The sequence below is a fragment of the Pseudomonas sp. B14-6 genome, from assembly GCF_013260315.1.
Taxonomy (GTDB): domain Bacteria; phylum Pseudomonadota; class Gammaproteobacteria; order Pseudomonadales; family Pseudomonadaceae; genus Aquipseudomonas; species Aquipseudomonas mandelii.
On the sequence record NZ_CP053929.1, the window covers coordinates 418,016 to 442,689 of the forward strand.

The 24,674-nt window shown below is 57.9% G+C and carries 28 protein-coding genes and 1 pseudogene; 14 read left to right on the plus strand and 15 right to left on the minus strand.

Annotation, left to right across the window (positions count from 1 at the left end; all coding sequences use genetic code 11):
* Nucleotides 1-262: 262 nt before the first annotated feature.
* A complete protein-coding gene (locus HP062_RS01915; protein ID WP_256666067.1) occupies nt 263-2,236 on the minus strand; it encodes a TonB-dependent siderophore receptor in 1,974 nt (657 codons plus the stop codon).
* A gap of 550 nt (nt 2,237-2,786) precedes the next feature.
* On the minus strand, nt 2,787-3,212 hold the full coding sequence (locus tag HP062_RS01920; protein WP_145309509.1) for a hypothetical protein: 426 nt from the start codon (nt 3,210-3,212) through the stop codon (nt 2,787-2,789).
* Nucleotides 3,213-3,366: 154 nt separating this feature from the next.
* On the opposite strand from HP062_RS01920, the gene HP062_RS01925 reads away from it, so the two are divergent.
* A complete protein-coding gene (locus tag HP062_RS01925) occupies nt 3,367-4,041 on the plus strand; it encodes a TetR/AcrR family transcriptional regulator (protein WP_077750378.1) in 675 nt (224 codons plus the stop codon).
* Nucleotides 4,042-4,703: 662 nt separating this feature from the next.
* On the opposite strand, the gene HP062_RS01930 is transcribed toward HP062_RS01925, so the two are convergent.
* On the minus strand, nt 4,704-5,396 hold the full coding sequence (locus HP062_RS01930) for an RES family NAD+ phosphorylase (RefSeq protein WP_010459214.1): 693 nt from the start codon (nt 5,394-5,396) through the stop codon (nt 4,704-4,706).
* Nucleotides 5,390-5,794 (minus strand): antitoxin Xre-like helix-turn-helix domain-containing protein, encoded by a 405-nt coding sequence (locus tag HP062_RS01935; protein WP_172790705.1) that lies wholly within the window; start codon nt 5,792-5,794, stop codon nt 5,390-5,392. The genes HP062_RS01930 and HP062_RS01935 overlap by 7 nt, the downstream gene beginning before the upstream one ends.
* A gap of 195 nt (nt 5,795-5,989) precedes the next feature.
* Here HP062_RS01935 and HP062_RS01940 point away from each other — a divergent pair, with 195 nt between their 5' ends.
* Nucleotides 5,990-6,460 carry an anti-virulence regulator CigR family protein gene (locus tag HP062_RS01940; RefSeq protein ID WP_145309503.1) on the plus strand — a complete coding sequence of 157 codons (471 nt, stop codon included), beginning with the start codon at nt 5,990-5,992 and terminating at the stop codon, nt 6,458-6,460.
* 171 nt (nt 6,461-6,631) lie between these two features.
* The gene (locus HP062_RS30880; RefSeq protein WP_172790706.1) at nt 6,632-7,108 is read left to right on the plus strand and encodes a hypothetical protein; all 477 of its coding nucleotides are present in this window, start codon (nt 6,632-6,634) and stop codon (nt 7,106-7,108) included.
* Between the two features lie 182 nt (nt 7,109-7,290).
* Here the strand turns inward: HP062_RS30880 and HP062_RS01950 are convergent.
* Both HP062_RS01950 and HP062_RS01955 read right to left on the minus strand, forming a co-directional pair.
* Nucleotides 7,291-7,742, minus strand: a pseudogene (locus tag HP062_RS01950) (GFA family protein).
* A gap of 46 nt (nt 7,743-7,788) precedes the next feature.
* The gene (locus HP062_RS01955; RefSeq protein ID WP_172790708.1) at nt 7,789-8,730 is read right to left on the minus strand and encodes a carbon-nitrogen hydrolase family protein; all 942 of its coding nucleotides are present in this window, start codon (nt 8,728-8,730) and stop codon (nt 7,789-7,791) included.
* A 104-nt stretch (nt 8,731-8,834) separates the two neighbouring features.
* Between HP062_RS01955 and HP062_RS01960 the strand changes: the two genes are divergently transcribed.
* Entirely contained in the window at nt 8,835-9,524 is a 690-nt protein-coding gene (locus HP062_RS01960; RefSeq protein WP_010459223.1) for a helix-turn-helix domain-containing protein, read from the plus strand.
* 109 nt (nt 9,525-9,633) lie between these two features.
* On the opposite strand, the gene HP062_RS01965 is transcribed toward HP062_RS01960, so the two are convergent.
* From HP062_RS01965 to HP062_RS01985, 6 genes are all read right to left on the minus strand, one after another.
* Nucleotides 9,634-9,921: a cyd operon YbgE family protein gene (locus HP062_RS01965; protein WP_010459225.1), complete on the minus strand. Its 288-nt coding sequence runs from the start codon at nt 9,919-9,921 to the stop codon at nt 9,634-9,636.
* Nucleotides 9,918-10,040 (minus strand): cytochrome bd-I oxidase subunit CydX, encoded by a 123-nt coding sequence (cydX, locus tag HP062_RS01970; protein WP_010459227.1) that lies wholly within the window; start codon nt 10,038-10,040, stop codon nt 9,918-9,920. Before cydX ends, HP062_RS01965 begins: the two co-directional genes overlap by 4 nt.
* Before the next feature lie 22 nt (nt 10,041-10,062).
* The gene (gene cydB / locus HP062_RS01975) at nt 10,063-11,199 is read right to left on the minus strand and encodes a cytochrome d ubiquinol oxidase subunit II (RefSeq protein ID WP_172790709.1); all 1,137 of its coding nucleotides are present in this window, start codon (nt 11,197-11,199) and stop codon (nt 10,063-10,065) included.
* Nucleotides 11,192-12,763 carry a cytochrome ubiquinol oxidase subunit I gene (locus HP062_RS01980; RefSeq protein WP_010459231.1) on the minus strand — a complete coding sequence of 524 codons (1,572 nt, stop codon included), beginning with the start codon at nt 12,761-12,763 and terminating at the stop codon, nt 11,192-11,194. Before HP062_RS01980 ends, cydB begins: the two co-directional genes overlap by 8 nt.
* A complete protein-coding gene (gene cydP, locus HP062_RS31385; RefSeq protein ID WP_331460111.1) occupies nt 12,760-12,960 on the minus strand; it encodes a cytochrome oxidase putative small subunit CydP in 201 nt (66 codons plus the stop codon). The genes HP062_RS01980 and cydP overlap by 4 nt, the downstream gene beginning before the upstream one ends.
* 147 nt (nt 12,961-13,107) lie before the next feature.
* Nucleotides 13,108-14,433, minus strand: a complete 1,326-nt coding sequence (locus HP062_RS01985) for a sigma-54-dependent Fis family transcriptional regulator (RefSeq protein ID WP_172790710.1) — start codon at nt 14,431-14,433, stop codon at nt 13,108-13,110.
* Nucleotides 14,434-14,669: 236 nt separating this feature from the next.
* On the opposite strand from HP062_RS01985, the gene HP062_RS01990 reads away from it, so the two are divergent.
* The 6 genes from HP062_RS01990 to HP062_RS02015 all read left to right on the plus strand — a co-directional run bounded on the left by HP062_RS01990 (nt 14,670) and on the right by HP062_RS02015 (nt 19,295).
* A complete protein-coding gene (locus HP062_RS01990) occupies nt 14,670-15,548 on the plus strand; it encodes an MBL fold metallo-hydrolase (protein WP_145309493.1) in 879 nt (292 codons plus the stop codon).
* A gap of 52 nt (nt 15,549-15,600) precedes the next feature.
* Entirely contained in the window at nt 15,601-17,271 is a 1,671-nt protein-coding gene (locus HP062_RS01995) for a bifunctional protein tyrosine phosphatase family protein/NAD(P)/FAD-dependent oxidoreductase (protein ID WP_010459240.1), read from the plus strand.
* Between the two features lie 28 nt (nt 17,272-17,299).
* Nucleotides 17,300-18,100: a sulfite exporter TauE/SafE family protein gene (locus HP062_RS02000; RefSeq protein ID WP_172790711.1), complete on the plus strand. Its 801-nt coding sequence runs from the start codon at nt 17,300-17,302 to the stop codon at nt 18,098-18,100.
* A 112-nt stretch (nt 18,101-18,212) separates the two neighbouring features.
* Nucleotides 18,213-18,653: a YeeE/YedE family protein gene (locus HP062_RS02005; protein ID WP_010459244.1), complete on the plus strand. Its 441-nt coding sequence runs from the start codon at nt 18,213-18,215 to the stop codon at nt 18,651-18,653.
* Complete coding sequence (locus HP062_RS02010) at nt 18,650-19,069, plus strand: DUF6691 family protein (RefSeq protein WP_172790712.1); 420 nt, start codon at nt 18,650-18,652, stop codon at nt 19,067-19,069. Before HP062_RS02005 ends, HP062_RS02010 begins: the two co-directional genes overlap by 4 nt.
* Before the next feature lie 13 nt (nt 19,070-19,082).
* A complete protein-coding gene (locus HP062_RS02015) occupies nt 19,083-19,295 on the plus strand; it encodes a DUF2892 domain-containing protein (RefSeq protein ID WP_010459248.1) in 213 nt (70 codons plus the stop codon).
* Nucleotides 19,296-19,345: 50 nt separating this feature from the next.
* On the opposite strand, the gene HP062_RS02020 is transcribed toward HP062_RS02015, so the two are convergent.
* Nucleotides 19,346-19,996 (minus strand): FMN-dependent NADH-azoreductase, encoded by a 651-nt coding sequence (locus tag HP062_RS02020; RefSeq protein ID WP_172790713.1) that lies wholly within the window; start codon nt 19,994-19,996, stop codon nt 19,346-19,348.
* 103 nt (nt 19,997-20,099) lie between these two features.
* Here HP062_RS02020 and HP062_RS02025 point away from each other — a divergent pair, with 103 nt between their 5' ends.
* Both HP062_RS02025 and HP062_RS02030 read left to right on the plus strand, forming a co-directional pair.
* The gene (locus HP062_RS02025; protein WP_172792526.1) at nt 20,100-20,954 is read left to right on the plus strand and encodes a LysR substrate-binding domain-containing protein; all 855 of its coding nucleotides are present in this window, start codon (nt 20,100-20,102) and stop codon (nt 20,952-20,954) included.
* 159 nt (nt 20,955-21,113) lie between these two features.
* Nucleotides 21,114-21,443 (plus strand): DHCW motif cupin fold protein, encoded by a 330-nt coding sequence (locus tag HP062_RS02030; protein ID WP_010459253.1) that lies wholly within the window; start codon nt 21,114-21,116, stop codon nt 21,441-21,443.
* 176 nt (nt 21,444-21,619) lie between these two features.
* Here HP062_RS02030 and HP062_RS02035 read toward each other — a convergent pair whose 3' ends face one another.
* Complete coding sequence (locus HP062_RS02035; RefSeq protein WP_145309481.1) at nt 21,620-22,060, minus strand: phage infection protein; 441 nt, start codon at nt 22,058-22,060, stop codon at nt 21,620-21,622.
* A 107-nt stretch (nt 22,061-22,167) separates the two neighbouring features.
* Here HP062_RS02035 and HP062_RS02040 point away from each other — a divergent pair, with 107 nt between their 5' ends.
* Entirely contained in the window at nt 22,168-22,818 is a 651-nt protein-coding gene (locus HP062_RS02040; protein WP_256666068.1) for a transporter substrate-binding domain-containing protein, read from the plus strand.
* A gap of 23 nt (nt 22,819-22,841) precedes the next feature.
* On the opposite strand, the gene HP062_RS02045 is transcribed toward HP062_RS02040, so the two are convergent.
* Complete coding sequence (locus tag HP062_RS02045; protein WP_172790714.1) at nt 22,842-23,759, minus strand: LysR family transcriptional regulator; 918 nt, start codon at nt 23,757-23,759, stop codon at nt 22,842-22,844.
* A gap of 125 nt (nt 23,760-23,884) precedes the next feature.
* On the opposite strand from HP062_RS02045, the gene HP062_RS02050 reads away from it, so the two are divergent.
* A complete protein-coding gene (locus HP062_RS02050) occupies nt 23,885-24,643 on the plus strand; it encodes a 5-oxoprolinase subunit PxpA (protein WP_010459262.1) in 759 nt (252 codons plus the stop codon).
* Nucleotides 24,644-24,674 lie beyond the last annotated feature (31 nt).

Genomic DNA, 24,674 nt, shown 5'->3' on the forward strand with positions numbered 1-24,674 from the left:
CTCAAGAGATACGACAGGATTTGGGGGAGAAGCAATGCTTTCACCTTTCCCTTCGGGAGCGAGCGGCGGGCAGCATCGGCCCGGGACTGATGATACACAGCGGTCAATGAGTGCGGAAGTCAGGCGCAGGTGAACGAGAGAATGGGCTATTTATTCGACATGAGGCGAGGACGCTTTCGTGTTTGTCTGTCGTCAAAAAGCACAACACCGGCGCAAGGCCGGTGTTGTGTCAGCAGAGTGCAGCGCCACCCGATCGGGTGCCTTAGAAGCGGTATTTCGCCGAAGCCGTAATGCTACGCGGTGCACCGTATGTCAGGGCGCCGTAGGCATCGAAGATGTCGAAGTACTTCTCGTCGGTGACGTTGTTGGCATTCACCTGGCCCGAGAGGTTTTCGGTGAACTCGTAGCGAGCCATCAGGTTGACCAGGGCATAGGCATCCTGCTGGATCTTCTCGGAATTGCCGGCCGGGTTGACGGCGTAGGTGTAGATCGAATCCTGCCAGTTAACCCCGCCGCCGATGGTCAGCTTGTTGAAAGCCCCTGGCAGGCGGTAGGTGGTAAAGGTGCGCAGCAACTTGGTCGGGTACAACGTGTTGACGTCGTCGCCGTTGGCATCTTCGGCCGTGAACTGGGTGTAACCCATCGATGCATTCCAGTCCGTTGCGAGCTCGCCGGAAACTTCCAGCTCGAAACCCTTGCTGGTCGCGCCTTCACTCGCCTCGTAGGCGAAGCCGCCGACCGGGTTTGAAGGATCGATCAGCGCGCCGGTGTTCTGGCCCAGATTGTCTTGTTTGATCTGGAAAACCGCTGCGGAGGCGTTCAAGCGGCCACCGAAGTACTCACCCTTCAGGCCTAATTCAGTGCTCTCGCCAACGATCGGTTCCAATGTCTGGCCACTGCGGTCGCGTACCGATTGCGGCAGGAAAATTTCTGTGTAGCTGGCATAAGCCGAAAGGTTGTCGGTGAGGTCGTAGACAATACCTGCATAGGGTGTCAGCTCATGATCGACATCGATCTTGCTCACTTCCGAGAAGACGTCATCACTGGTCTTCTCGTACCAGCTTTCACGCGCGCCAAGGATCACTTTCAAATCGTCGGTCACGTTCAGGCGGGTTGCCGCGTACAGGCCCTTCTGGCGGGTCTCGCTGTAACCGTAGTCGGTCCTTGGGCCCCATACCGGTTCTGCGAAATTACCGTTGTAGGAATCGAAATCGGCGACACCGCCAAAGCCTGTTTGCGCGTCGAGTGAATCGGTGTCGAACTTCTGCTTGCTGTCCACATAGCCGAAGGCCAATTCGTGCTCGCGCCCAAGGAACGAGAACGGGCCATTGAAGCGGATGCCGTAGTCGTCCTGGGTGGTCTCGGTCTTGTAGGTCGCCGGGAACGAAGACATCGCGGAGCTGCCGTTCCTGCCTGGATTGCCGGACAGGTACAGCAGGGAAGAGTCGCCGGTGCGTTCGCCACGGTTGTAGCTCAGATTGACTTGCCAGTCGTTGGCAAAGGTGTGATCAAGATTGACGAAGTAGGTCTCGTAGGTCGTGTCCCACTTGCTCCATTTGGCGGAGGTCGACTTCGAGCGGCTCCAGTTGGTGCGGCCGCCGTCTGCGTACCAGACTGGCAGGCCTCCCCACATCGGCGAGTCGGCGTTGCTTTCTTGCCGGCTCAAGCCGAACCAGAGCGTGGTGTCGGGCGTCAGGTCGATATCCATCGTGCCGTAGAGGGTCTGGCGCTTGTTCGAGTTCATATCGATCCACGTGTCGCCCTCGTTGGTCTCCCCGACCAGCCGCGCGCGAACGGTGCCTTCCTCGTTCAGCGCCGTGGACACATCAGCCTCGACGCCGTAGGTGTCCCAGGTGCCGGCGCTCAGTTCTACAGATCCCTTCAGGTCTTTACTGTTGGCGCGCTTGCGCACCATGTTGATGGAGGCGGATGGATCGCCGGCACCGGTCATCAGACCGTTGGCGCCGCGTACTACTTCGACGCGGTCATACATGGCCAGGCTGCTGAAAATTTCCCCCGAACTCCATGGCTGCTCGTAGATGGTGGGCACGCCATCGATCATCAGCGAGTTGAGCTCAAACCCTCGGGCGTTGAACTGCGCCCGGCTGGTCTCGTAGCGGTTGACCGACACACCGGTGGCATTGTTGACCACGTCGAGGATCGTATGCAGATCCTGGTCCTGTATGCGTTGCTGGGTGATGACGCTGACCGACTGCGGCGTCTCCCGCAGCGACATGCTCAACGGCGTGGCCGTGCGTGCAGCCTCAGTCGTGTAAGAGTTGGTGTCTTCGGTGACGGCACTGCGTTCGCGAATGGCCGTCTCAGTGATCGCGATAGGGCCAAGGTCACAGAGCTTCCAGTCTCCGTCTGCTCAGTCTGTTCCGCCGCCTGCAAGGAGGGCGCAGTGATGGCGATACCGGCTGCCAGCATGTGCACTGCGAGCGCCAGGGGGCGCAGGGTCGAAGGCATGCGCGGCGTCACGGAGGTTTGTGTACACAGGGAGATGGGGGCGGTCATGCGAACACTCATTTGATTTTGCTGTTATTGAGAATCCGTATCATACGCAATGGAAATTGATTCTGGAATAGGATTTATACTCATTTGAGATGGTTTATCAAATGAGATATGTCCAGCGCATTGCGTGCACGCCTGGAGCGAGGCTGCATCGGCCGTTGACACAGGCTTGATCGCAGCGCAGCCGGATCATGTCGGAGGCAGCAATCGATCCGAGGCAGAGTCACCCCGGACCGATACGCTGCCCAAAAAGCGGGGACGTGTTTGGCGCGTCAAGACAGGCGCGATTCGCCTGTCGGGCTGCTCAGGTACACGGTTTTCACACCGATGCGCGAGAACACCAGCCACACAAACAGCAGCACACTGCAACCGATGAGGAGCGAGGCGACGCCAATCAACGGCTCGACTGAGGGGAAGCCCTTGAGCCGCAGCGTCAGCGCGCCGAGCATCAGGGGGACGCCAACGTTGTATATCCAGAACTGCGCTGCGGCCACGCGCCCTTCGGTGATGGACGGGTGGGCTGTGCCGATGATGCCGAACAGGGCCATCGACACCCATCCCAACAGATTGATATGGGCATGTACCGCGAAGAGCGAATGATCGCCGGAAGCGCCCATTGCCACGCCCAGCATCACGCCAATGGCAAAGTAGAGGGCAGCGAGCCGAAACCAGGTCCGGGAACGGGGTGTGTGATTCATGGCATTCACCTCATGCGCCCTGGGGCGCGTTCAGTTGCTCAAACAATTGATTTGAAGTCGTCAGGCGCTCCTGCGTGCGACTTCTTGTGGGTTGGATATCGAGTGTCTATGATGAGACTCGTGTCTCACGACAAGACAGGATCTCATTTACTCCATGCCAATTTCCAAGTCAAGCCCGTCCAGCGGAGACGGCGATCAGGGCCGCGACAACCAGAAGCGCCGCACGCGTCAGGCGCTGATCGATGCCGCCATCGCCTTGCGCGACGAGGGCCATAACCCGACGGTTGCGCAAGTGGCCGAGCGGGCGATGGTGTCGCGCGCCACGGCGTATCGCTACTTTCCCTCGACGGAGGCGTTGATCAGCGAGACGGCGGCAGACCGAGACATGACGCCGCTGGAGCAGATCTGGCGGCCGGGGGACGATCCGGTAAAGGGCATCGGTCTGGCGGCGAACGCGTTGAACAAACTGTTGATCGACGACGAGATTGGTCTGCACGTGATGGAACGTTCGTTCATGACGGTGTGGCTCGAAAACGAATCCCGTGAGGCACTGCGACCAGGCCGACGCATGAGCTACATCGAGCCGATTGTCGACTCGCTGAAGGACGTGCTCTCACCTCGGGCGCGAAAGCGATTGAAGCAGGCGCTGTCGATCGTCATGGGCACCGAGGCGTTGATCGCCGTGCGCGATATCAGCCGCGCGAGCGTCGCAGAATCACTCGACGCCGCCGCTTGGGCGGCTCGGGCGCTGGTGCGTCAGGCACTGGCGGAGGATGAAGAGGCACGACGAAAACGCAACGCTTCGAGCGCGCGGTCTTCGGCTCCTTGACACCGCATGCCCCTAAACTGCCTGTGATCCGGGCTGATACCGATCAAGCGTAAAGACGGCGGCGTCTCGCTGGTCAATAGAAAACCGCAACCATAATTCGCCACAGCCTCCAAGGACGGTACTTTGAATCACATCTACACCTGCGCGTCTCAAACATCCACCATCGTGTCGCCCTTGGTTTGGTTGTCGGTATTGGCAAGCGTGCTCATCGCCGGCTGTTCCAGTCCGCCTCCACCGGTCACCCCGGTCTACCGCGAACCCTGCCTGGAGGCTGGCCCTGTCAACAGCGCGGTCTACGATACGTGTGTGCAAGATCGGGAACTCGACAAAGCCTTGGCATACAAAGCACTTTTCGAAGATCTCGGGCCTTCTTTCCGGCACAGACACCCGAAGCACCGATGCTTTCATCGCTCGGGCACAGGCCGCCTTGGCACCGACCGGACCATACCCTGTCGAGTTGAGCGCAGGCAAAGAACCCGCGTGGCACGCCGACGAGCTCACGGGAGATAACCTGCATCGGGAAATCCGGATCACGCCAAAACGGTGCGTGGAGTGATGTAAACCTGGGTGCAAACCGGTGGTAACGCCCGCCCAATACGACAATGGGTAGGCCCGTGCAACGCAGCTTCAGTGTAATTCGATCAGACGATCAGACGATCGTTTCAAGCCTCGCTGATCTTGCTGACGCTGGTGACCTGACCATTCCAGACCATCTCGTAATGCGCTGTTTGAATGATTGATAGAACCGGCTTGGGCGTCATCAGCGCCCAGCAATAACTGCCTTGCATCCGCACCGAGTGGTAACGAATTCCTGGACAGCGCGCCTCTTTGACGGACCTGCCCAAGCGCCGCGAGTGCGTGTAGTCGTCAGGGTCATAAACCGGATCAGTCAGCGCAATGGCAGCAGCGTCTTTCATTGCCACATCCACGAAGGCGCAGGACAACCCCCGGAACACAAACCGCTCATAATTGAGGCTCGGCACATTTGACCAATAAAGACTCTGGTGATGCCGAACCTCGGCCAATGCCGTGTCCATGGAGTCCGCCAGGTACAACACCCCAAAACGGCCATCGCTGAACCGCGAACCCGCCGGGTTGACGTGAGTAAACGGCGCCGTCGCATAAGAGCAGCCAGGGATGCCGAACGGGATTTGATCCCGCGCAATCAACTCAAGATGACCCACTTCATTTTTCAACCGGGGATTGGTCAGCGCCTGAATCTGATACAGCACCTCGAACTCGTCCGCATCCGCCACGTCATCAAACATCGCAATCGGTGGAAACTTCGAATTGACCAGTCGATAAGCCTGCAGCTGTTCGCCAGCCAGTTCTGCCAGTTCGCTCACCGTCACCATTGCGCACCACGCAGCACGTCAATGCGCTTGAAGGTTTCATACAAGGAAATCATGTCGCCCTGAGCCATGATCTCCAGCGGACTGCGCCCATTGAAAAACTCGTTGTGGTTGGCCATCGACGGGAAGCCGTAGACGTTGTCCGGGTTGTCGAAGACTAGGCGCAATGCGGCGTGGATGTTGAGCACGAAGCTGATGCGCTGCATCTGGTCCGAATCGAGCGTCACGGACCATGCGGGATCGCGCTGCCGGGCGCGGGTGTAGGTGCTGCGGGAAATGCGCAAGATGCGACAAGCCTTATCGCTGGAGGCGCTCCACTTTTCGAGGATGCCGACGGCAGCGCGCAGGCCTGTTACGCATTGGGTTTTGGTAAAGGCTTGTTCCTGGAGGGGGACTGCCATAATCAATAGCTCTTTCTGGGTCTGTAGATTCGAAGATAGGTTTAATGAATCTATAGAGCAAGTCTGCTTCGACCAATGGACATTGAAGTCATTGTTATCGGTTAAATACTTTTGGCGACGGGAAGGGAACCAATCTCCTCAATAACGACTAAATTTTAACGAGGGATATTTCCCCCTGACTGAAGGAACGACCCAATGTTCACATCACGCTCATTGATTGCCGCTGTTACAAGTCTTGCACTGGTCTGCGGCTCGGCAACGGCATTGGCCGATCCAGGTAATGGAAAAGGCCAGGGGAACGGCAAGGGAAACCCGCAAAACGGCCAGGCCCATGGCAACCAGGGAGGCCAGGCCGGCCAAGGCAAAAACGCCGGGGGCGGCGAATGGGGTCATGGCCCGAGTATCAATCACAACAGTATTCTGGGGATTGTCGGCGGCTATCGGGACTACTGGAGCCCCGGCCCTGCGTTGCCACCGGGCATCCAAAAGAACCTCGCGCGCGGTAAGCCGCTGCCCCCCGGCATTGCCAAAAAACTGGATGGCCGCCTGGTTGGCAGGCTGCCTCATTACGACGGATACGAATGGCAGCAAGCGGGGACCGATTTGATCTTGGTGGCGCTGGCCACCGGGCTGATTTATGAAGTGTTGAACGGTGCGTTTGATTAGCGCTTGAGTGGCGAATGCGATTGGAATCCACTCACAAAAGCCTCGTGATTCATTCCAGGCTCTGATGCTGATCAGAGCCCGCATCCATTGCAGTCCGTCCGTCGCAGGGCCAGGAACCGAAATGGGATTCTTGCGTCCTATGGCATGCGATATCAACCTACGGAAGCCACCATGCTTTTAAAGAACAAGAGTCTTTTTGCTGTCATGTCCTGCGCCCTGATGCTTGCGGCTGCGCCATTGCTCCCCGTTGACCTGTCCGTCATGAACTCCGCCTATGCGAAAGAGGGTGGTGGTGGTGGTGGTGGTGGCGGTAACGGCGGTGGCAATGGAGGTGGCCATGGCGGTGGCACGGGTGGCGGTCACAGCGGGTCCGGTCACGCCGGCAACGCTGACAGCAGTGGCCGTGGAAAGGGACTGTCCAGCGATCATGCCGGCAAGGCCGTTCGCGACCGTGGTGAAAGCGGAAACCACTATGGCAGTGAACGCAACGGTGATCGCAGTAAAGGCTCAACGACTTCAGGCATCGCCCAATCCAGAGATACGCGCGGCGTCACCAAAGCCGGTGCGATTTCGACCTCGACTCCAGGCGATCACAACGCGAAAGGGTTGAGTAACGCGGCTTCCTCGGGATCAAAAAACCCGTACTGACCCGCGAGGCTGAATCGGTCTGCTGCCTGGCCGGGCGTTGAAGCCGTATCGGTTGATGTACGCGACTACACCGAAAAAAACGGGCGCCTTTACGGTGCCCGTTTTCAGTTGTGCCGCTGCTTGAGCGCCGATCAGGTAGCAACCGGCATAAGCTGCAATCCCGGACACTTCTTTTGCCAGCACTATTCCTCCACGATGATCCCCGATCCCCCTGATTCGCCGGGAACATCCTTCAGCTTCGGCAATCCATCCTTGAGCCGCAGCACCGTCTCCTGATAGTGCACGTGGACAGCCGGCGAGTACGCGAGATCCGGAATGACCGCGGCATACACGTCAATCAGCCCCATCTCGGGGTGGTCCGTAAAGAGGTGCCCGCCACACGTCTTGCACCATTTGCGGTAGCTGCGCGGTGTCTTGTTGTAGGTGCCGATGTTGTCGGCACCCCGAGTCACTTGCACCGCGTCGGGTTTCCACAGCGTGAAGGCATTGACCGGTCCTGCTGACCAATGCCGACACGACTCGCAATGGCAATAGCCCATTGCGGCCGGTTCACCGCTGACGGTGAACTCGACTGCGCCGCAGAAACAACTGCGCCGCAGAAACAACTGCCTTTGTACGACCGTTCAATGCTCATGGCATGACTCCTTTATCAATGGCCGATACAGCACGGATGCCTGTCTTCACTCGTCGATGTAGCGAACCGGTATCGCTGGCGAGCGCCGCACGTGCAGTTCGAAAATGTCAGGGCGCGCGTAATGCCCGGTGACGTCGAGCGCCCGTCGCGCCGGCGCCACGAGTGCGACGTCAATGTCCGCATACAGAATGCCGGCCTCCCGATGCAAGGGGCCGGCCACAATCCGGCCTTGAGGACTGACCACCACCGAGTCGCCATCGTTGATCCATTCGTCCGGATCGGCAAACAGTTGCATACGCGCTGGAAAGTCCTCGGGAATGTCACTGCCGCGCAGCGCGGTGCCGCTGCCGAGCACCCAACAGCGGCCTTCAAGTGCAATGTGCCGCATCGTGCTGATCCAGCCTTCGCCGGTGTCATAGGTGGGCGCGATATAGATCTCCACCCCTTGGGCATACAGGGAATAGCGCGCCAGCGGCATGTAGTTTTCCCAGCAGATCAGCGCACCGACGCGGCCGACCGGTGTATCGACCGCACGCAACCCGGACGCATCACCGAAGCCATGCACCATGCGTTCCGGATTGGTCGGCATCAGCTTGCGATGGCGGTTGAGCACTGCGCCATCCGCACCGATAACGACTACGCTGTTATAGAGCGTGCCGCCTCCCGTAGATCGGTCGCATTCATTGATGCCACACACAATCGTCACGGCGTGAACCCTGGCGGCTTCGCATAATTCGCCCAGATCACCGTTGGCGATATCGACCGCGTTGGCCAGCAGCCGCGTGTGCAACTGGCCCATGACAGCCCCGTCCTTGCCCGCCGCCAGTCGCCAGATCCACGACGGGTAACCGGGAATGAACGATTCGGGCAAAACGATCAGCGAGGCGCCTGCTGCCGCCGCCTCGGCGACCGATTGCACGGCCCGGGCGATCGTCGCGCTGCGATCGAGCAGCACGGACGGTCGCTGAATGATGGCTACCTTGGTCATGGCGTTCTCCATTGGCTTTTGGCTTTCGAAGGCTTGAGCGTGCGCGTGGCGAAGGGGCCGGGCTAGTTCAAAAAGTGAAGCGTTGCAGTTGCGGAGTCCAGGCAATGGAAGAGAGCTACGGCCAGTTCTGCACAGTCGCCCGCGGTGCTGAAGCCCTGTGCGAGCGCTGGACACCGTTGGTGGTGCGCGAGCTGCTGTGCGGCAGCAAACGCTTTAACGAACTGCACCGTGGCGTCCCCCGAATGTCCACCAATCTGCTGGCACAACGGCTACGCCATCTGGAAGACATCGGCGTCGTACACCGCACGGCCACCGGCAAAGTCTGGGAGTACAGCCTGACCGCGGCGGGCGAGGAACTGCGCCCCATCATCATGGCGCTGGGGCACTGGGGAGCGCGCTGGATCGGCAGTCGCCTGCGCGATGACCAACTCGACGCCGGCCTGCTGATGTGGGATGTGCGGCGGTTCGTGCGCATTGAGACGTTTCCGTCGCGACCGGTAGTCATCCAGTTCACGTTCCGCGACGCGCGGCCCGGCGAGCAAGCCTGGTGGCTGGTGGTGGAGCAGGGCGTGGCGGATCTATGCCGCGATGACCCGGGCCGCGAGCTGACGCTGGTCGTGGACTCCAGCGTGCGCGCGTTGACCGAAGTGTGGGCGGGCGACCGCACACCGCGGGAGGTGCTTGAGTCGCAAGAACTGCGTGTGGATGGCGCGGTGAAGGACGCGGAAAACCTGTGGCGCTGGCTGGGGACGAGTGCGTTTGCGGGGACCAGGAGGGCGGCAGTCACTCGTTAGCTTGGCGAAATACCCATCAGTGAGCGAGCGGCGCTGGCCGATCTGAGCATGATCTGACCGGCCTCAGTTCCTTATGTTGAAGAATCAGATCAAATCGTGTCGTCAGTCCTCACTGTAGAAACTTTACCCAGCCAGCAACGGCAAGTAACACGAAACAAGTCCAGCCTGAGAGAAGCCAGCGCCAGACGAGCATCCGCGGGACAAAACCCACACCTTTCACAAAGGCCACGCTCATGGCTGCGAATAATGCTGTAGCCAGCGCGTGGTCAGGCTTCCCGTCAGGAGCGGCCATCATGGGAGGATAGAGCGTACAAGCGAGCATGATTGCTAAAGCGATCACCAAACTCGGCAAATGAAGGTGTGAGGTTGGTTGAGGGTTAGCGACGCGCGGCATCATGACAGCGTCTCGTCGTTGTCGCTCAAGGCTCGGCCAACTTCGTTCTCGCCCCACATCGCGTTCAATATAGCCAGTAGCAATGCAAAACCGACCCCCAGCATCCAGGCGAAATACCACATGTTCATTACTCCTTTGCCGGCACTAATAGGCAGAATGTTCGTTGGCTTTGATCTGTGCAACGGTGACCTTGCCCCGCATGACGCGATAAGCCCACGAGGTATAAAGCACAATCAGTGGCATGAAGATCAACGCGGCCCAGAACATGATGGCCAGGCTTAAGTGACTGGCGACGCTGTCCCACACGGTAAGACTTGCCGCAGGCATCGTTGATGACGGCATGACGAACGGAAACATCGATACGCCGGCCGTGCAGATAACACCGATGACTGAAAGCGATGACGCAATAAACGCTGAAAGTGTATGGCGCGCCATCAACAGCACGGCGGCACCTGCTGCGCCGATCAATCCCAGTGCGGGCAGCAGCCACAGCAAAGGATAATGGCCATAGTTGGCCATCCAGGCTCCCGCTTCGCGCACCACGGACTTGCTGAGAATGTCAGGCAGTCCTGCCGTATCAACTACCGATGTAATGCGATAGCCATCAATCCATTGCAGCCAGATGCCGGCAACGATAAATGAACACACGAGCACGATCGCTGCACCCACCCCGCCTTTGATTGCCCTCGCCTGGATAACCCCTTCAGTGCGATGTGCCAGATAAGCACCACCTTGCAGGGTGATCATTGCGCTGCTTACAACGCCGGTGAGTAACGCGAAGGGGTTGAGCAGTTGCCAGAAGCTGCCGGTGTAGGTCGAAACCAGCAGGTCGTTAAACTGGAACGGCACACCTTGCAGCAGGTTGCCAAACGCAATCCCGAACACCAGAGGCGGCACTGCTCCACCCACAAAGAGTCCCCAGTCCCAAGTACTGCGCCAGGTGGAGTTGTGGATCTTGCTGCGATAGTCAAAACCCACCGGGCGGAAGAACAGCGCCCAGAGGACCAGAATCATCGCCCAGTAGAATCCGCTGAATGCGGTGGCATACACCACAGGCCACGCCGCAAACAAAGCGCCACCCGCAGTAATGAACCAGACCTGATTTCCATCCCAATGCGGACCGACGGTATTGATAACGACGCGCCGCTCCATGTCATTGCGGCCGACAAAGGGCAGCAGCGTGCCGACCCCCATGTCGTGGCCATCCATGATGGCGAAGCCGATCAGCAATACACCGACCAGCACCCACCAGATAATTTTCAGGGTGAAGTAATCAAGCATGGTGGAGTTCCTTCAAATGGGCATCGTGTACATAACGGCCAGTTCCGAGGCTGCCAGGACCTTGACGGGCAAACTTGACCATCAGGAACATTTCAACCACCAGCAGCACGGTGTAGAAAACGATGAATCCCGCCAGCGAGCCATAGAGGTTGTTGACGCTAAGCGTGGATACGCTCATGTGGGTCGGCAGCACGCCGTAAATGGTCCAGGGCTGGCGGCCGTATTCAGCGACGAACCAGCCCAGCTCGCAGGCAATCCATGGCGCAGGCAGCATGCAGAGCGCCCAACGCAGTAACCAGCGGCGTCGTGTGCAGGTCGACTTCAAGGTGCTCCAAAAGGCAAGTCCGAAGAGCACAAGCATGGCAAAACCTAGCGCGACCATGATCCGGAACCCCCAGAACATAGGTGTCACGCGCGGTACGGTATCGTTTACGGCCTTTTCGATAATGGCCGGCGTGGCCTGGTTGACGTCCTCGACATACTTCTTGAGCAACAGGCCAAAGCCCAGATCGGTTTTGTATTCATCGAATGTCTTCAGAGCTGCCGAATCGGTGCGATTGGCTCTGACGGCTTCAAGGGCATTGACGGCGGTAATACCTCGGAGAATTCGAGCGCGGTTCTTTTCTTTGATCTCATGAATGCCTGGAATCTGTTTGCTGACTGATCGTGTGCCAATCAGGCCCATCAGCCACGGCACTTCAACTTCCCAGTTATTTTTGGACTCGGCTTCATTAATACTGGCCACCAATGTCAGGCCCGCCGGAGCAGGCTTCGTTTCCCACATGGCCTCCATGGCTGCCATCTTGGTTTGCTGCGCCTCACCCACCGTGTAACCCGACTCGTCACCCAACACGATCACGCTCAGCACTGATGCGAGACCAAAGGCCGCCGCCACCCGGAAACTGCGTTTGGCAAACTCGACATCACGATTCTTGAGCAAGTACCAACTGGAAATCGACAGCACAAACATCGAACCGGTGACATAACCGGCTGAGACGGTGTGCACAAACTTGGCCTGTGCTACCGGATTGAAAACCACTGCCCAAAAATCAACCATCTCCATGCGCATGGTGATGTAACTGAATTCTGAACCTACCGGGTTCTGCATCCAGCCATTGGCGATCAGAATCCACAAGGCTGAAAGGTTTGTACCAATCGCCATCAGCAGCGTGACCAGCAAGTGGTGCTCTTTCTTCAGACGATCCCAACCAAAAAAGAACAGGCCGATCATGGTCGATTCAAGAAAGAACGCCATCATGCCCTCGATCGCCAGTGGGGCTCCGAAGATGTCGCCGACGTAATGCGAGTAATACGCCCAGTTGGTACCGAACTGGAATTCCAGGGTGATGCCCGTAGTCACCCCCAGGGCGAAGTTGATGCCGAACAACTTGCCCCAGAAGCGCGTCATGTCTTTCCAGATAACATTACCGGTCATCACATAGACACTTTCCATGATGACCAGCAGCCAGACCATGCCAACCGTGAGCGGTACAAAAAGAAAGTGATAAAGCGCTGTGGCTGCAAACTGCAGCCGAGACAAATCCACCAGGTGTTCTGAAATCACTTGCTTGCCCCTTGAGTCGAGGTGGGTACACCGAAACGGTTTCCGATGGTGTTCGAGTCGACACTGACGTGCGAATCCCGGATGAACAGCCACCACAGCACTGTCAGCACCAGTAGCTTGATCACTACTGCTGTGAGCAGATGGCGTCGCAGTCGTTTGTCGGAAATGGTCATGACTATGCAGTTAGCACACGGCATGCCAAGGGGAGAAGTAAGTTTTTATCGTTTTAAAACAGGCGGTTAGATACTAATCCAGCGATGCGTGAAATGTGTTGGCAGGTCAGTGCGCTGCCAATCTGCCAGGGTTGGCAGTCATTGGCAGTCTTACGGCGTGAGCACTCACTACTAGGCCAAACCTTGTTCTTTCAATCGTCTGTACAAAGTACGTTCGCTAATTCCAAGGTGCTTGGCCAGTTCAGCGCGGGTACCTTTGAAAGTAGCCAGTTCCTGTACCAGCGAGCTGCCATCGAAAGCAGTTGAAGTCGAGACCTGAGCAGATGCCACCACGGATACCTGAGGCAAATGTATGGAGCGAATCACACCATCGTCAGCAAACAGACTGGCTCTTTCCAGAACATTGCGTAACTCACGGATATTGCCGGGCCAGGAAAACCGCTGCAATTGCGTCAGCGCATCAGCGTCTATTGTCAGTCGGCGCTTGCCTGAACCGGCGCGTTGCAGAAATGAATTCACCAGCAACCCAATGTCTTCAATTCGGTCGCGCAAGGGAGGTAACTGAATGGGGAAGGCGCTGATGCGGTAGTACAGGTCCTGCCTGAACTCACCTTTCTCCATCATTTTTTCCAGTGGTTTGTGGGTCGCCGCAATTAACCTGAAGTTAGCGTGAAGGGTCTCGACACCCCCGACACGGCGATAGGTGCCCGATTCGATCAGGCGCAACAGTTTCACCTGCATCGCCAGCGGAACATCGCCAATCTCATCGAGAAACAACGTGCCGCCCTGGGCCGTTTCAACCAGGCCAGGCTTACGCATGGTGGCACCGGTGAATGCTCCTTTTTCATGGCCGAACAGCTCGCTCTCAAATAACGTTTCAGTCAAGCCAGAGCAATCAACGACGACAAAGGGTCCAGTGGCCCGCTCGCTGGTTTCATGTACGGCGCGGGCGAACAGTTCTTTGCCCGTACCGGATTCACCGAGCAGCAGCACCGGCAGCATTGAGGGTGCCACCCGCTGCAGCTCCGACAGGGCCCGGTTAAAGGCGGGTGAACGGCCGACCAACCCTTCGTTGCTGGGCCGCGCTGATGCGCTGCGAACCAGTGTCAGACGCTCCACATAGGCAGTAATAATACCGTGCTCATCTAGAATCGGGCGTAATTCGACGTCGACATGCTCAGGACCGCGAGGCGTGTGGTGAATGTGCAAAACGCGATCCGGTCCGCGCATTTCCTGCGCCTTTTTCATCGGACAGTTCTCACCCGCCTGATCACAGGGGACATCGTAATGGTGTGAGATTTGATAACACTTATGGCCGATAAAGGGCTTGTCAGCGCTGCCAAACTGCCGCTGATAGGCCGTGTTGGCAGCCAGAATGTTGTAGTCCGGATCGAGCACGATCATCGGCTGGGGTTCGTACTCAAGAAACGAAACAAGTGACTGCACTTGATCCGAGTGCGGGAGTGAGTGGGGTGGGGCGGGCAGGATAATCTTCATCGTGGCTCCTGAGAATCCATCCATCCTGTTGTGGCACTGCCACCTCTGTCAACAAGCACTGCCAATGGCAGTAAATCCAGGTGAATGTAGAAGAACTAAAACCATACTGAAAAAATAAACTTAATGAAATCAAATAGGTAGGAGCATATTTTTGTGCGGGTCGGGCTTGGCAGACTTATTGCTATATCTGCCTCAGTGTGAGCGGCTTGGTAAAAGCCCCCTAAGGAGACAGGCCAATGAGTGTAAAACTTCACGTCGAAGGATTCTTCGATTCTGCTACCAATACCGTCAGCTATCTTGTGCTGGATGAGGCGACCCACCACTGCGCTTTGATCGACAGCGTACTTGATTACGACCCTAAGTCCGGCCACACCAGCACAACGTCTGCCGACAAGTTGATTGCGAGGGTGAAGGAACTCAATGCGAGGGTCGACTGGATTCTTGAGACTCACGTCCACGCAGACCACCTGACGGCCGCGCCCTACCTGAAGGAAAAGCTCGGTGGGAAAATAGGGATCGGCAGTCAGATTTCTACGGTGCAGGAGGTGTTCGGCACGCTGTTCAATACAGGTCGCGATATGGCCCGCGATGGAAGCCAGTTCGATCACCTGTTCGTCAATGACGAGCCGTTTGCCATTGGCACGCTGCAATGCCACGCGCTCCATACACCCGGCCATACACCCGCCTGTATGACGTATGTCATCAGCGATGGGATCGAAACGGCTGCCTTCGTTGGCGATACCTTGTTTATGCCCGACTACGGTACTGCACGCTGTGACTTTCCCGGCGGCAATGCGCGCACGTTGTTCCAGTCAATCAACAAGGTGCTGAGTCTGCCGGCCAATACCTTGCTGTACATGTGTCACGACTACCAGCCGGGTGGCCGCGAGGTGCAGTTCGTCAGCACCGTTGCAGACCAGCGCGCGCACAACGTTCATGTGCGTAATGGCATCAGCGAAGAGGAGTTTGTGGCGATGCGCACAAAGCGTGATGCATCGTTGGAAATGCCGACACTGATCCTGCCATCGGTTCAGGTCAACATGCGAGCAGGGCACTTGCCCGAGCCTGAAGCGAACGGAACGCGCTACCTGAAAATCCCGCTCAACGTCGCCTGACGTTGCCTTTCCCAGAAAACGCATAAGAAAAATACCCATAACGGAGATCCTTATGGACATTCGCCACCTTGCGCCCGGACTGTCGGTATCAGAACAGATTTTCCCCAACCAATTGGCTGAACTCAAAGAAGCCGGTTTTCGCACCGTCGTGTGTAACCGTCCCGATGGCGAAGGCAGTGATCAGCCCTTGTTTGCCGAAATCAAACGAGCCGCCGAAGCGGCCGGCATCGAGGCGCACTACCTCCCCGCAGAGTCAGGCAAAGTCACTGACGAGCAAGGTATTGCCTTCGGCAAGCTCCTTGAAACACTGCCAAAGCCGGTGTTGGCCTATTGCCGTTCCGGCATGCGCTCGACAACGATGTGGGCACTGTCACAAGCGGGCCAGCAACCCCTGCCACAGATCGTCGAGACGGCCAAAAAAGCCGGGTTCGATATGAAAGGCGTCATTCGCCGGATCGCGAATCAGGGGCGCACGCCGGTCGAAGTGGCCGAGGCGCAGCATACCGTGGTCATTATCGGGGGCGGTGCGGCAGGTATCGCGACCGCTTCCAGTTTGCTGGCACGAGAACCCGGACTCGACGTTGCCATCATCGACCCGGCCGATGTGCACTACTACCAGCCTGGCTGGACTCTTGTCGGCTGTGGAGTCTTCGATGCGCCACAAACTGCCAGAACGATGGGCACGACCATCCCTCGCGGTGTGCATTGGATCAAGTCGGCGGTCGCTGCTTTCGAACCCGAGAGAAATGCCGTCATTCTTGATGGGTGCAGAGTCGTCAAATACGAGCAACTGATCGTGTGCCCTGGCCTCAAGCTCAATTGGCATGCAATCGAAGGTTTGTCGGACACCCTGGGCCGCAACGGCGTGACCTCAAACTACCTGTATCAACTCGCCCCCTATACGTGGGAACTGGTGCAACAACTGCGTGGTGGCCGAGCCATTTTCACGCAACCGCCCATGCCGATCAAATGTGCCGGGGCGCCGCAAAAAGCCATGTACTTATCTGCCGATCATTGGAAACGTACCGGTGTATTGGATAAGGTCGAGATCGAGTTTTGCAGCGCCGGCGCGGTGCTGTTCGGAGTTCCCGACTACGTGCCCGCACTCATGGAATACATCAAGGCCTATGGTATCGACCTGAATTTCGGCAACACACTCACCAGCGTGAATGGGCCTGCACGGACTGCAACGTTCAACTGCGTCAACCCGGATGGCAGCGCCCATCTTGTTACGCGCGACTTCGATCTACTTCATGTGGTGCCACCGCAGATTGCACCCGATTTCATTCGCGTCAGCCCTCTCGCTGACGCGGCGGGCTGGATTGATGTCGACCCAGCCACGCTGCGGCATAAAACCTGGGTCAATATTCACGCGCTGGGCGACGCCACCAACACCAGCAACGCCAAGACCGCGGCTGCAGCACGCAAGCAGGCGCCCGTCGTTGCCCATAATGTGTTGGCCGCAATGGGTAAAGCCAAAGGCAGTGCCCATTACGACGGTTACGGCTCCTGCCCGCTGACGGTTGAACGCGGCAAGATCGTACTGGCTGAGTTCACCTATGGCGGCAAGGTCGCCCCCAGCTTTCCATCCTGGCTGATTGACGGTACCCGGCCATCGAGGCTGGCATGGCTGCTCAAAGAGCGGATTCTTCCACCGCTGTATTGGAAGGGAATGCTCAAGGGCCATGAGTGGATGGCGAAACCTGAGTTGGCTGACGTATGAAATCAGACCTGAAAGCAAGGAGACTGAGATGACCGTCGTCTTACTGCTCGGGCTTACTGTTGGCGTCATTCTGGCGCTGACCGGCGCCGGTGGAGGAATACTGGCTGTTCCATTACTGGTGTTTGGAGTGGGATTGAGCATGGCCGAGGCAGGGCCAATCGGTTTACTGGCTGTCGGTTTAGCCGCGACCCTGGGTGCCGTAATGGGGCTCAAAAACGGCACCGTCCGCTATAAAGCGGCGCTTTTAGTTGCAGGCGCGGGCATCGTCTGTTCTCCACTTGGCCTTTGGCTGGCGCAGCGCACGCCTAACCGTCCGTTGACGATCATGTTTGCCTTCGTGCTGATGTACGTTGCGTTCCGGGTCTATCAACGATCGCTCACTCCCTCCACGGAGTCGAAGACCCCCGTCACATCCAAACCACCGCCTTGTCTATTGGATGTGAACCGGGGAAAGCTGAACTGGACGGGGCCGTGTGCATGGGCACTCACCGTTTCCGGCATTGTCGCGGGTGGGCTTTCCGGCTTGCTCGGCGTGGGCGGTGGCTTTGTGATGGTGCCGGCACTCCAGCGATACACCAATTTGACAGCGCAGTCGGTGCTTGCAACGTCTCTTGCCGTTATTGCGCTGGTTTCCATTTCCGGCGTTGCTGCAAGCTCCGCAGCCGGGCATTTGCAGTGGGCGGTCGCCCTTCCGTTTTCCATTGGAGCATTGGTCGGAATGGTGTGCGGGCGTCTGATCGCTGCACGGCTGGCGGGTCCACACTTACAAAAAGGCTTCGCCGCAGTTTCCATGGTGGTGGCGGTGGCCTTGCTAGTGAAAGCTATTTAGTCATGTGCATACGCCGCCGTGACGCAAAGCCGGTGTTCAATCGCATCGGCAGTCCCGCTGCATTGGCAGTCATCCAAACCCTCTATCAACCATTTCGTGCCGGAGAATCTTCATGAATGTCGACTGGCTTAACTTCACCCCCTGGTCATCCCTTGCCGGTGGCGCACTGATTGGTCTGGCGGCCAGTCTTTTCGTCGTCGCCAACGGGCGTATCGCAGGCATCAGCGGTCTGATCGGCAGTCTTTTACAGCGGGGGAGCGAAGGGGTGAGTGAGAAAGCACTTTTTCTCCTGGGCCTGCTCATCGCACCGATTCTATGGGGCTTGTTCGCCACGCTGCCGCAGATCGAATTCAAAACTGGCTGGTTCGGGCTGATCGTCGCCGGTGTATTGGTGGGCATCGGCACACGCTACGGGTCAGGTTGCACCAGTGGCCATGGGGTGTGCGGCATATCGCGCCTTTCGCCGCGATCGATGGTTGCCACTGCGTGCTTCATGTTCAGTGGTTTCGCCACAGTGTTTGTCCTGCGTCATCTTCTGGGAGGTTGGACATGACCAAACTGAGTGCATTCATTGCAGGTCTGCTGTTCGGCTTGGGTCTGCTTCTGGCCGGCATGGCCAACCCGAGCAAAGTACTCGCTTTCCTGGATCTGACCGGTGCCTGGGACCCTTCCTTGGCGTTGGTCATGGTCGGCGCAATCGGCATAGCCATTGGCCCGCTGAGCTGGGCACGCCGACAATCCAGTTCGCTGCTGGGAAAGCCAATGCAGCTACCGATCAAACGTGAGTTGGACCCGCGCCTGATTGGCGGGAGCCTGTTGTTTGGCATCGGCTGGGGAATAGCAGGCATCTGTCCAGGCCCCGCAGTGGCCATTCTGCTGACAGGACGCTGGCAAATAATCGTATTCATGTTGGCCATGCTGGCCGGCATGTTGTTGTTTACTGCGCTGGAGACCCGGCGCAACCATTGATCGGGAGATCGCCATGAAAGCGAATGTCGGAACCATTGATCGAACCCTGCGCATTGTCGCCGGTCTGCTTCTCATTGGCCTCAGTCTGTCCGGGGTGATCGGCGTATGGGGCTGGATAGGTTTAGTGCCGCTGGCCACAGGCATTTTCCGTTTTTGCCCTGTCTATACGTTGCTCGGCATCAAATCGTGCCAGTCGACCTGTTCGGACAGCAGAGAACGGCCATAAGGGTTTAGTCTCGCAGGCCGTGCTTCAAAACCCTCAGATACCTGCTGCCATTATTGCGGGGAGGGGATGAAGCGGTCTGCCAGGCGCCTGGCCTGCTGAGTCGCGGCCTCACGCGCACGCAGGTCAACGTCTTCCCCCAGGATGGTTTTCTCCACAATCACCGAATGCACATCGGTGACGCCGATAAATCTCAGCCAGGCTTCCACGTAGGGCTTCTGAAAGTCGAAGCGTTCTGCGGGTGTGATCGACTGCGCCGAAAAATCCAGGCCGCGGGCGTACATCACCACGGCGCGTTTGTTGTGCAGCATGCCTTCCAGGCCGCGCTCCGGGTCAACGCTGAACAAGATGTCCTTCTGCGATACCAGGTCGATGAAGTGCTTGAGTTTGTACGGGATGCTGAAATTCCACAGCGGTACGGACATCACCAGTACATCCGCGCGGTGCAGGTGCGCAGCCAGTTCTTTCAACGTGTTCCAGGCCTCCTGTTGCGCTGTGGTCAACGGCGTGCCACTGAGCCCGGCGTATTTGGCCTCCATCGCCACATCATCAAATTCCGGCAGCGCCATGTTCCAGAGGTCGAGGGTGACGATTTCTGTGTCCGGGGTGTTTGCTTGATAACGCGCAATGAAACTGCGAGCGACTTCAAGGGAAGCCGAGCGCTGTTTGCGTGGAGAGCATTGAATATGCAGAAGGGTTGTCATGGCACACCTTGAATGATGAGGGCGGGGCAGGTGACGCATTGCAACATAGTTGTATTTGAAATATAAATCGTAAATTCCAACTAGATTAATCATGAATAAAACTATGTTCGACACGTTGCTGCTCAAGACATTTGTCACGGTCGTCGATGAAGACGGCTTCAGCCGTGCCGCCCAGAAGCTGCACCTGACTCAGTCGGCGGTCAGTGGTCATGTGCGGCGATTGGAAGAGCAGATTGGTAAGCCGCTGTTGACGCGTACCACCCGTTCCCAGCAACTGACGGCCGATGGCGAGCGCCTGGTCGCTTATGCACGCACGATCCTCGCGCTGAACCGTGATGCCTGGACTGACCTGACACGCACACCGTTTCACGGGCGGTTGCGGATCGGGTTGTCCGAAGATTTTGTCGAGTCTCGATTGCTGCGCACTGTTCAGGATTTCGCGGCGCAGTACCCCGGGATGGAAATCGAGGTGCAGGTGAACATCCCCGGTTCGTTGCTGACGCTGATGAAGCAAGGGCAACTGGACGTGGTCATCGGTTCGTTGTGCGAAACCAGCGAAGCGGGGTTGCTGCTGTGGCAAGAGCCGCTGGTGTGGGCGTGGTCGGCGCAACCCGTTACCCGATTACCGACGCCGTTGCCGCTGGCCCTGTTCCCCGCGCCGTGCCCTTATCGCGAAGCCGCGTTGACGAGGCTGGCGCAGGCGGGAATCGCCCAACGCACGGCAATGTTGTGCAGCAGCACCGCCGGGTTGCGGGCGGCGGCACTGGCAGGCTTCGCGATAGCGCCCATGCCTCTCAGTCAGTTGGGGCAGGGGCTGGCGGTTATCGGGGCTGAACAAGGATTGCCGGCATTGCCGGATGCGCAATGTCGGCTGTTCGCCTCACCTGAAGCGGATCAGACGATGGTGGCAGCGGTCACTCAGCTCATTGTGGAGTATTGCTCCACGCGCAGGGCTTGATTGGCATGGGCTAGCGGCATCCATTTGAGTCAGTGATTGCAAGCTGGCAATCTTGGTTGAATGGGCGCCTGTATCTCCTAAATGCGGGGCATCTGTATCTATCGAGAATCCCACTGGAGCGGTACGGTCCACAGATCCTCTGTCATTGATGAGCCACCCATGGATCTAACGGATGTTCCCTTTGGTACGACCGATTGGTCGACTGTCGAACCTGTCCAGTACGCCGGACAGACGGGCACTGCCTATTGGCGAACCTGTCAGTTTGGTTCGACGCGTGTGCGGATGGTTGAATACAGTCCTGGTTATCTGGCCGATCACTGGTGCTGGAGAGGGCATATCCTGTTGTGCCTGGAAGGCGAGTTGCACACGGAACTGGAGGATGGTCGCCAATTCACGCTTACAGCGGGGATGAGCTATCAGGTGGGCAACAACGCTGAGGGGCATCGATCTTTCAGCACCACAGGCGCGAAGTTGTTTATCGTGGATTGACTCTGTACCAACCACGATCGTCCCATTGCAGAGTCAGGTGCTCATCGAAGGACGTTTGTGGCAGCACTGTGTGCCCGTTCTGCCTGTCCAGAGCTTGACTGAGTAAAAACAGAGCGTAAAAAAGCCCGGCATGTCAGGCCGGGCTTCTTGTTGGATGCCGCAGTAAAGCCATTCATTCAGGCAGCGCGGCTTTCGATCAGACGGTCAGAACCACCTTCAGCGACGCGGTTTTCGATCAGGCGGTCGGAACCACCTTCAGCGACGCGGTTTTCGATCAGACGGTCGGAACCACCTTCAGCGACGCGGTTTTCGATCAGACGGTCGGAACCACCTTCAGCAACGCGGTTTTCGATCAGACGATCCGAACCACCTTCAGCGACGCGGTTTTCGATCAGACGATCCGAACCACCTTCAGCAACGCGGTTTTCGATCAGGCGATCCGAACCACCTTCAGCGACGCGGTTTTCGATCAGACGATCGGAACCACCTTCAGCCACGCGGCTTTCAATCAGACGATCCGAGCCGCCTTCAGCGACGACCGGGTGAGCAGAAGAAGCGGCGAAAGCGTTAACTGCAAAAACCGAGAAAGCGATGCTGAGAAGGATTTGGCGTTTCATGATGGTGTGCTCCGGGGTGTAGTTGTTTGGTATGGAGGCGATGTTACGCCCCGGAGTTTTTAAGAGAACTTCATTGAGTTGATGGTGACTATCGATGGCAGCAATGGATGCGCCTCACGCCCGTGCCGTCCGCGCAAACCCGCATTCCGTTGCTGGTCAATGGCACATACGATCTGGAGTGCGGATCCACCACCAACAACGCTGCGCGTGGCAAGGATGTGGCTTTTGCAATTAGCCATTTCTACACAGGCACGCGCCTGTTGACCAAGAAGACCTCCGGCATAAAGAACTACGCCGATCTCGCAAAGAAGACTGTCGCCAGTACCGTCGGCAGCACGAACGAGAAGGTCCTTCGCCAATACAGTGCCGACAACAATCTAGACGTACAGGTCGTCTTGGGCAAAGACTATGACGACTCCATGGCGCTGGTTGAAAATGATCGTGCCGTGGCGTTTGCCATGGACGATATCCTGCTGTTTGGCCTCATGGCGAACTCGAAAAATCCTGATTCGCTCGAAGTCGTGGGTGATGCGCTGCAAGTCGAACCCTACGGCTGCATGCTTCGCAAAGATGATCCTGAATTCAAGCAATTGGTCGATGGCACCATAGCCCGCCTGATGGAGTCGGGCGAATTTGCAAGGCTATACACCAAGTGGTTTCAATCACCGATTCCTCCAAAAGGAATGAACCTGAACATGCCGATGAGCGAACAGCTCAAAGCCAATCTCAAGGCGCGCAGTGACAAACCAGCGCTGTAAAGCTTGACGAACTTTGCTCGACTTCAGCGTCGCGCAGACAGTTGTTGCGGCGCCAAAAACGCATCGTGGAAGTAATTACGAAACGCCTGCATGGCCGGGCTGAATTCGCGCTCGCGATGCCACGCCAGACCAACGCTCATGGGCGTCACTTTATCGGTGACGGTGAGGGTCTCGATGCGTTTTCCTTCCAGTGACCAAGGGCGGTGCACCAGGTCCGAAAGGATCGCCACGCCGCTGCCATTGGCGACCATGCTGCGTACCGCTTCCACTGAACTGGTGCGCACCCGCACGTTCGGCTGTTGGTGCGCGTGTTCCCAGTAGCGCATGGCGCTTTGTTCGGCTTCGTCGACGGTCAGCAGGATGTAGGGTTCTTTCGCCACGTCGGCGAGGCTGACCGCCGAACGTTCGCACAGTGGATGGTGGCTGGGCAGCCAAAGCCGTCGTTCGGAGTTGAAGAGGATTTCCGAGACGATGTCCGGGTGAGTGAGGTTCGCGGTAAGCACCACGGCCATGTCGAATCGACCCTCCAGCAAGCCTTCTTCGATGGCCGTCCGTTCCTGTTCGTGGACTTCGATGGCCACGTCAGGATGCCAGTGTTCCAGGCGTTGCAGGTGGTGCGGCAGGAAGTAGCCGATCACCGTGTAACTCGCTGCCACACGCAGCAGGCCACTGGCGCGAATGTCCGGCAACGGACTGTTCATCGCATCATCGACACTGCGCAAAATCACATACGCGCGATTCAGAAAGTGCCGCCCGGCATCGGTCAGGCTCATGCCCTGGGCCGAGCGCTGGAACAACAGCGCACCCAGCATACCCTCCAGTTCCTTGATCGCCGTGGTCACCGCCGACTGGGAAATATTCAAATGGATCGCGGCCTGGGAAATTTGCCCGATCTCGGCGGTGGCGACGAAATAGCGGACCTGGCGCAGGGTCAGTGACATGGGCACTCCGGATGAGGGGGTATCTGTTTTTCAGAAGATACCCTATCTGTTAATAGATCTTCCCAAGGGGTACGGAGAAATCTAACTTGGCCTGCATGAAGTCACAAGTGTCAGGAGCAAGCGTCATGCAAGCAGTAGATTTCAATTCGGACATGGGCGAAGGCTTCGGCCCATGGACCATCGGCGATGGCGTCGACAACGAACTGATGGGCTTCATCAGTTCAGCCAATATCGCCACCGGTTTTCATGCCGGCGACCCCGGCACCATGCGACGCACCATCGAGCAGGCCAAGCGCCTGGGCGTGGCCATCGGCGCGCACCCGGGGTTCCGCGACCTGGTTGGATTTGGCCGCCGGCACATCAATGCACCGGCCCAGGAGCTGGTCGACGACATGCTCTACCAGTTGGGCGCCCTGCGTGAACTCGCCCGGGTTCAAGGCGTAGCCCTGCAACACATCAAGCCCCATGGCGCGCTCTACATGCACCTGGCCCGGGACGAACAGGCCGCCCGTCTGCTGGTGGAAAACCTCCAGCGCCTGGAGCCTGAGTTGCTGCTGTATTGCATGCCCGACTCGGTGATCTGGCGGGTCGCCAAGGAGCTTGGCCAACCGGTAATCCGCGAGTTCTACGCCGACCGCGAATACGACCTCACGGGCTCCATCGTCTTCACCCGCAACGTACGAGCCTACGATCCGGCGCAAGTGGCCGCGCGAGTACTGCGTGCCTGTCAGCAAGGCGTGGTGCGCACGGTCGAGGGTGAAGACCTGGCGATCGAATTCGATTCGATCTGTTTACACAGCGACACCCCTGGCGCCCTGGCGTTGGTCGAAGCCACGCGCAGTGCCCTCGACAGCGCCGGGATCGAGGTTCGTGCACCGCGCTAAATCAGGACGAGACACCTGGCACACAGATGCC